General features: G+C 66.5%; 5 protein-coding genes and 1 pseudogene. 4 read left to right on the top strand and 2 right to left on the bottom strand.

Annotated features, from left to right (window positions below; translation table 11 throughout):
• A pseudogene (locus AC1DYX_RS25135) lies at positions 1-399 on the bottom strand (phosphohydrolase); the annotation flags it as partial.
• A 126-nt stretch (positions 400-525) separates the two neighbouring features.
• Between AC1DYX_RS25135 and glpD the strand changes: the two are divergent.
• From glpD to AC1DYX_RS25115, 4 genes are all read left to right on the top strand, one after another.
• Positions 526-2121: a glycerol-3-phosphate dehydrogenase gene (gene glpD / locus AC1DYX_RS25130; protein ID WP_477263944.1), complete on the top strand. Its 1596-nt coding sequence runs from the start codon at positions 526-528 to the stop codon at positions 2119-2121.
• A gap of 205 nt (positions 2122-2326) precedes the next feature.
• On the top strand, positions 2327-2905 hold the full coding sequence (locus AC1DYX_RS25125) for a PAAR domain-containing protein (RefSeq protein ID WP_477263942.1): 579 nt from the start codon (positions 2327-2329) through the stop codon (positions 2903-2905).
• 38 nt (positions 2906-2943) lie between these two features.
• On the top strand, positions 2944-3630 hold the full coding sequence (locus AC1DYX_RS25120) for a VRR-NUC domain-containing protein (protein WP_477263940.1): 687 nt from the start codon (positions 2944-2946) through the stop codon (positions 3628-3630).
• Between the two features lie 9 nt (positions 3631-3639).
• Positions 3640-4692 carry a type VI immunity family protein gene (locus AC1DYX_RS25115; RefSeq protein WP_477263938.1) on the top strand — a complete coding sequence of 351 codons (1053 nt, stop codon included), beginning with the start codon at positions 3640-3642 and terminating at the stop codon, positions 4690-4692.
• On the opposite strand, the gene AC1DYX_RS25110 is transcribed toward AC1DYX_RS25115, so the two are convergent.
• The gene (locus AC1DYX_RS25110) at positions 4681-7410 is read right to left on the bottom strand and encodes a M1 family metallopeptidase (protein ID WP_477263936.1); all 2730 of its coding nucleotides are present in this window, start codon (positions 7408-7410) and stop codon (positions 4681-4683) included. The two genes, AC1DYX_RS25115 and AC1DYX_RS25110, sit on opposite strands and share 12 nt — an antisense overlap.
• Between the last annotated feature and the right edge of the window lie 253 nt (positions 7411-7663).

Below are 7663 nucleotides of genomic sequence, written 5' to 3'. Positions count from 1 at the left end.
ATGCTCGGCCGGCGTCCAGGCGGGCAGGCGGTAGCGCAGGAACACGGCCTGTTCGAGGCGGCGAGTGAGGGCGCGGAAACCGTCGCCGAGGAAGGGCTTGATGGGCGAGACGGCATCGAAGCCGAGCAGGCCTTCCTCGGCATCGTGCAACAGTTCGCGCAACAGGACGACGGGCGCCAGCGGCGCCGGCGCGGCGGCACTGCGCAGCAGCATCACGGCCAGGGAATGCTGGGCCACGGACAGCGGCAGCGGCCAGGCCGAGTGGCCGCCCCAGCGATAGGTGCGCGCGAGGCCGAGGGCCAGGTCGCTGTCGTCCCAGTCGAACGGCGTTGGATTGAGGAGATCGAGCCGCTTGCCGGACGGCATGCGGACCCAGGCGCGCATCGCAACAGTGGTCATGGACCGATTCTACACGGCCGGCAGGCCGACTCCGGCCGGATTGATGCGGCCGAACACAGAGCGTCGTTCACGGATTATAGTAGGCTGCGGCCGGGCGGGATCCCGGCGTACAGGAGTGTGGTGGATATGCGAGACATTGCCAAACGTATCGATTGCGACGTTCTCGTCGTCGGCGGCGGCATCAACGGCGCCGGGATCGCGCGCGACGCGGCCGGGCGCGGCCTGTCCGTCGTCCTGTGCGAAAAGGACGACCTGGCGCAGCACACGTCGTCCGCGTCCAGCAAGCTGATCCATGGCGGCCTGCGCTATCYGGAGCAATACCATTTCGGCCTCGTGCGCAAGGCGCTGGCCGAGCGCGAAGTGCTGCTCAAAAGCGCGCCGCACATCATCCGTCCGCTGCGCTTTTTGATGCCGCAGGCGGCCGGCCTCATGGGCAAAGGCGCGGGCCAGCGGCCCGCCTGGATGATCCGTGCCGGCCTGTTCCTGTACGACCACCTCGCGCCGCGCGATTTCCTGCCGCCGTCCGGCACGGTGCCCCTGCGCGCGAGCCCGGCCGGCACGGCGCTGCAAAAGCATTACGTGCGCGCGTTCGCCTATTCCGACGCCTGGGTCGACGACGCGCGCCTCGTCGTGCTGGCGGCCCTCGATGCGCGCGAGCGGGGCGCGACCATTCTCACGCGCACGCGCTGCGTGCGGGTGCAGCGCGAAGGCAAACGCTGGGATGCCGAACTGCACGGGCCCGACGGCACATCGCACGTGCACGCGCGCTGCCTCGTGAACGCGGCCGGACCGTGGGCGGCCAGCTTCCTGCAGGCGACGGGGGCCGGGCCGGCGCACCCGATGCGCCTCGTCAAGGGCAGCCACATCGTCGTGCCGCGCCTGTTCGACGGCGACCACGCGTTCCTGCTGCAACAGCCGGACGGCCGCATCGTGTTCGCGCTGCCGTACGAGGGCGCCTTCACGCTGGTCGGCACGACGGACGTCGACTACGACGCCGTCGACCCGCATGGAAACCATGATCGGCGTGATCTCGACCGGGTTAGCATCAGTGCCGCCGAGACGGCCTATCTGTGCGACGCCGCGAACCGCTGCTTCGAGCGCCGCACCACGCCTGCCGAGGTGGTGTGGAGTTACTCGGGCGTGCGCCCGCTGATCGCCGACGGCGGCGGGAATGCCTCCAGCGCGAGCCGCGACTACCGCTTCGAGCGCGACACGGCAGGCGGGGCGCCGCTGCTGTCCGTGTTCGGGGGCAAGGTGACGACGTTCCGCAAGCTGGCCGAGCAGGCCGTCGACTGGATCGGCCCCGTCCTCGGCCGCCAGTTGCCGGCATGGACGGCGCAGGCCTGCCTGCCGGGCGGCGATTTGTACGGCAAGGTGCCGATCGCGCGCGCCGTGCTGGAATACGACGCCTGGGTGCGCACGCGGCGCCAGCAGTTTTCCTGGCTGCCGGAAGGCCTGCTGGCGCGCTATGCCCGCAGCTACGGCACGCGGCTGTCCACGCTGCTGGCCCATTGCCGCACGCGGGCCGACCTGGGCGAGGAAATCGTGCCGTGCCTGTACGAGGTCGAGGCGGACTACCTCGTGCGCCAGGAATGGGCCTTGTGCGCTGACGACATCCTGTGGCGCCGCACGAAGCTGGGTCTGCATGTGGCGCCTGGTGCGGCCCAGCGGCTCGATGCGTGGCTCACTGCGCGGCGGCGCGGGAAGGTCACGGTCCCGTGACGGCGATCGCGATCTTTCGTCAGGGGGGGTATCTCCACACGGCATTCAATAAATGCGGTGAATTTCCAGCTCCTCGCCCCCGCGACGTTACCGCCAGCGCCGCCGGATTTTTCTGTTGCGTGTACTTCCGTGTGCGATTCTGTAAGGTTGCCACACTGCCAAAAGTGTAATATTTCGTTTCGCACAACGAGTAGCGGAGGCAACTTTGAAAGCCATTATCGTCATCGGTGACAAAACGAGTCACGGCGGCACCGTTATCACCTCTTCTCAGATCTCATCCACGGACGGAAAGGGATGGGCCCGCGTCGGCGACATGGTATCGTGCCCGCGCTGTAAGGGAGTGTTCCCCATCGCTCAAGGCGATAACGGGTTTCGCACCGAAGGCCGTGCGGTGGCGTACGATGGATGCAAAACAGCCTGTGGCGCTGTGCTCATCTCCAGTCAGACACTTAGCCGGACAGCCCCAGTCGATGCCGCCGCGCCAGCTGTTTCAGGCGGGGGGGCGCCTGCTAATCTGCTGGCCGGGTTCGGATTCATTTCCAAAACGCTTGCCGGCCGCTACCAGGATGAACCTGCGGGCACCGGAACGGAACGTTTCCGAGGTCGGTTCCAGCTGGTCGACGCCGTCACAGGTGAACCGGTACGCAATCAAACCGTCCGCATACGTTCGACCAATGGCCAATCTCTCAAAGGCATTACTGACGAAAACGGATGCACGGAATGGGTGGCGCGAGACGTGCGGGAGGCCTTGGCGTTCGACCTTGCCGAGGACGGTCAAGCGTGACGGGCCCGACAAGCCCTCCGAGTAACGGGAAGGTGCCAATGGCCGTCGGTGACATGTCGCCAGAGGGCTCGACGACCGTTGTGCCGCTTGGCAAACCTAAGCTAGACCCGTCCGACAAGAAGGTCCTCTGCTCGGCGATGTGCCAATGCCAGACACAGCCGAATATAGGCGCCGACGGGCGCCGGTTGAAGCAAGAGTGCGTATCCGGCCGGCTCAAAGCGCTCGACGCGGCGCTCAAGCACACCAGTCCATACAAGGCCGAGTACACCTACGACATGACGAAGCGTCCGCCGATGCCGTTCCTTGACAGGGAGATTCCAACTAAAGGCAGAGAGCTCTGGCCTGGCTGGACGAAGACGCTCTGGCCAAAAGACCCGACCCGGCCGCAGCCGTACAAAGCCGGCCGGGGTTATACGCGGCGTCCTGACGTGGTCATCGTCAAGGACCCGTCGATCCCGCCCACGCAGGACAATATCAAGCAGGTGGTCGAGATGAAGTTCCCCGACGATACCTATGGACTCGGGCAGCGCCAGGACTACATCACCATCGCCGGTGACCGAACGAAGATGGTGCCGCTGGACCTCAAGGAATGCGACTGCGATCACCCCGAACCGAAGCCGTCGAAGGTGCCCGTCGAACAGCTGGGACCCGCTGCCGCGATTCTCGGCATAATTTACACGGTTGTGATGAAGCGGCCGCCGCCGGGTGGCGTGCCGGTGTATTGAGGACAAGATATGAGCGATTTACCGTTCGACCCCGTCGAGTTGATGCGTACAAACCCGGCGGCCCTGAATGTGCCTGGGGGCTTTTTAACGAAGCAGGGCCCACAAAATTACGTGGGCTGCGTACCAGCCATCGCCGGCACACTCTTCTTCACAGATGCGCACCTGCCCGCCGTGCGCGATGCAATCAGCGAGTGCTTCGAGGTGTATCAGGCGACAGCCAACCCTGAGTTGACCTGGCTCTTCCGGGAAGATCCACCAGAGGGGCCGAGCAAAATGGCCACCGCCAAGGCAAAGCCGCTCAAGACTATGCTGTCCAGGCTGGACACGGATGACGCGGTGAGCTTCTACTACACCAGCGGCAAGCAAGCTCACGACGCCGGACCGTGGGAGTTCCAGGTCATCGGTCTCCCGGCCTGGCGCTCGGAAATGGGTGGCTGGGGCCTGTGCGGCATGCGATTTTCGGTACCGCTGCTATTTGTTGAGGAACACCCGGCCGCATTCCAGAAGCTTTTCGTTGACTGCGCCAAGTTCCTGCGTGCAGCACATGGCTATGCCGGCCATAGTCTGAATCTGTCGGCCTTGCGCTATGACGAGAACCAGGCGTTCGAGGCATTTCTGGCCTCGAAATTACGAGGGTTTGACGCAGGGAACCTGGTCGCCGGCGCCGCCAACGCTCACCTGGGACTCAAGACGGTCAGCTGGCTCACGGCCATCAACCGAGAATACCTGGAGAAGATTGGTGGTGAATCCACCGTCCAGTCCGAGTTGCCGATGGACTGGTTCCGTCTTTTCGATTATGGCACCGGCGTCGTTATCCAGGCTGGCCCGCGGCCCGAGGCGGCGCCGGCGGATGAACCTCTTCCTGCGCGGATGGTGCTCCCGGACATGCTGCTGCAGCCCGTCCGGACCCCGGAAGTGCAACTGCACTATGCCTCTTCAGGGAGCGAGCCCCGCCTGATTGGCTGGTCGGCGGAGGAGTGGCTCAAGCGATTCGATGTGCCACCTGACGAACTGATGGCATACAAGGCCAAGCTGTTGGATGAGCCAAAGTTAGATATGTAACTGCCTTGCCGCGCAGAAGCTCCCGAACACCTGGCCGGCATTCTCTTTCAGCCACCCATCGATCTCCGGCAACCGCGCCGCATTCACCTGGATGCGATCCTTGATGGCCGCGACGGCCGCCTCGACGTCGCCGCGCGAGGTCGGCGCCAGGTTCGCTTCCGCGTACGCGCCCAGCTTGCCGACCATGGCCGGGTCCGACGACCCCGTCGCCAGGCGTGCCAGGTAGCGGCTGCGCGAGCTGGCGTCCACGCGCTCGTTGATCTTCGCCAGGTTCGCGATGGCGAAGTCGAACGCCATGTCCGGGTAGCGCGCGGCCACTTCCGCGATCATTGCGGCGCTGATCGTCAGGCCCGGCTCGTCCGTGAGGGCAAGCTGCAGGGCGCGCATGGCGAGCGCGCGGTCTTCCGTCGCGGCCAGCAGGGCGTAGCGCTGGTCGCGCACGAGCGGATTCGTCTCGTTGCGCGCCGCCGTGCGCAACTGGTCCCAGGTGGCGGCATCGGCGTGCAGGGTGACGACGCCCATCACGGTCTTGCGCAGCGGGCCCGGCACGGCGGAAGGAATCGTAGCCAGCGCCGTGTAGCGGCGGCGCGCCTCGGCGATGATGTTCGCGTCGCCCAGGTCGCTCAGCACGACGATCAGCTGTTCGCGCAGGTTGGCGACGGCGGTCGGTTCGCCCGGTCGCGCGTTCCAGCCGACCTGCGCCATCAGCGGTGCCAGCCGGCCGATCGCGAACGCGTCGAAGCGGCGCTGGCGCGTATCGTCGCCGCCGCGCACCTGTTCGCCATAGCGCGCATGCAGGCCGTCCAGCATGCCCGCGATACGGGTCCACACGGCCGGATCGGCGCAGGCCGGCGTCGCCTTCACGAGGTCCAGCATGCTCGATGCCGGCTGCAGGCCGGCCAGGCCCAGCGCGCTGCTGTCCGCGAGCAGGCCGATCTGGTCGATGGGGGCCAGCGTCGCGAAGCCTTGCGCCAGCCGGGCGAAGTCGGCCGCCGTGTACAGCGTGCGGTAGTAGCCGCTCTGGCCCGCGTTGACGATGACGGCCCCACAGCCCGGCAGCGTGAGCGTCCCCTTGCCGCCGGCCACGAGCGTCGTCGCCTGTTTCGCATTGCCGGCGATTTGCGCGATGACGGGCACGCGCCAGGCGAGCGGGGCTTTGCCTGGCTGGTCGCGCGCGAATTCGGCCTGCGTCAGCGCCACGGTGGTATTGCCGTTGCGGCATTCGGGCTCGCCGACCTGGATCAGCGGTACCCCCGGCTGCAGGGTGAAATCGTGGGCAATCGCGGTGACGGGCTTGCCGGCCGCCTTCTCGATCTGCTTCCACAGGTCGTCCGACACCGTGTTGCCGTACGCATGGGCCTTCATGTACGCGCGCACGCCATTCCTCCACGCGTTCTCGCCCACATAGGCTTCCAGCATGCGGATGACGGATTCGCCCTTCGAATACGTGATCTCGTCGAAGGCCTGGCTGGCCTGCTCGACCGTCTCCACGTGCTGCACGACGGGGTGCGTGCCGGCCACGGAATCGCGGCGCATGGCCGATTCCCGCGTGGCGACGGCGCCCAGCTGGGCATTCCACTCCGGATGCAGGCGTGTCGTCATGCGGCTTTCCATCCACGACGCGAAGCCTTCGTTCAGCCACAGATCGTCCCACCAGCGCATCGTGACGAGGTCGCCGAACCACTGGTGCGCCATCTCGTGCGCGGCGGTGACGAAGATTTCCTGGCGGTCGTGCTGGGTGGAGATGGCCGGGTCGAGCAGCAGCGCGTATTCGAACGTGAAGATCGCCCCCCAGTTCTCCATCGCGCTGAAGAACTGGCTGCGGCCCGCGCCGGCCACGTTGTCCAGCTTGGGCAGCGGGTAGCGCACGCCAAAGTAATCGTTGTATTCGCGCAGGATGGCCTGCTGCGCCTCGAGCGCGAATTGGGCCTGCGCCAGCGCGCCGCGACGGGTGACGACGCCGACGTCGACGCCGTCCACCTTCGCGCTCGCCCGTTCGAAGTCGCCGAGCGCGAAGAACAGCAGATAGGTCGACATCTTCGGCGTCGTCGCGAACGTCACGCGCTTGCGGCCGTCCGGCAGTGGCGCCGTGGTCGTCGCGGGCATGTTGCTGACGGCCATCTGGCTGGCCGGCACGACGACGTCCAGCGCGAAGCTGGCCTTGTACGCGGGCTCGTCCCACGACGGGATCATGCGGCGCGCGTCCGAGTTCTCGAACTGTGTGTACAGCGCCCGTGCCTGTTTGCCGTTCGCGCCGGGATAGTCCAGCGAGAACAGGCCGACGGCCTGCGTGCCGATCACGCCCGTGTAGTCCATCGCCAGGTGATACATGCCCGCCGCGACGGGGCGGGCGAACGTGAACGTGGCCGTCTGCGCATCCGCGTCGACGGCAACTGTCGCCTCCTGTCCGGCGCCACCGGCGGCCGGGGCCAGCGTCACTTTGGAAAATTTGAGGTCGGCCGCGTTCAGCGTGATCGTGTTCGTCGCCTTGGCGACGTTGATCGTGACGACGGTATGCGCGCTGAACGTTGCGGCGGCCGCGTCCGGCGTCAGCGAGACCTGGTAATGCGTCGGGACGACCCCGCGCGGCAGTTGGGTGGTGGTATCAACGCTGGCCGGCGCGCCCGCGCGGGCGCGGGTAGGCGCGGCRCTGGCGTGCACGAGAGGCGCGGTCGCGAGGGTCAGCGCGACGGCGGCGGAGAGTAGAGTGCGGTGCATGGACATCCTGTCGAGTATGTACGTCGGACCCGCGCGTCGGATGGGATGGGCGCGCGCGGGCAATCCGCCAATCTACGGGGAAACGGCGCGGACTGTCAAATGAACAAGCGGACAGCTGCGGTATGATCGGCGGCACACAATCGCAAGGAGGAGATCCATGAAACTGTACACGAGCAGCCGCGCGCCGAGCCCGCGCCGCGTGCTGATGTTCATGGCCGAGAAGGGCATCGCCGACATCCGGCTGGTGCAGGTC

Source organism: Massilia sp. P2_C2 (assembly GCF_056404615.1).
The sequence above is the reverse complement of the archived record's forward strand: the minus strand, read 5'-3'. Positions and strand labels throughout refer to the sequence as shown.

Coding starts and splice junctions, on each gene's coding strand:
- AC1DYX_RS25120 (WP_477263940.1), top strand. CDS start 2,944: ATGGCCGTCGGTGACATGTCGCCAGAGGGCTCGACGACCGTTGTGCCG.
- AC1DYX_RS25115 (WP_477263938.1), top strand. CDS start 3,640: ATGAGCGATTTACCGTTCGACCCCGTCGAGTTGATGCGTACAAACCCG.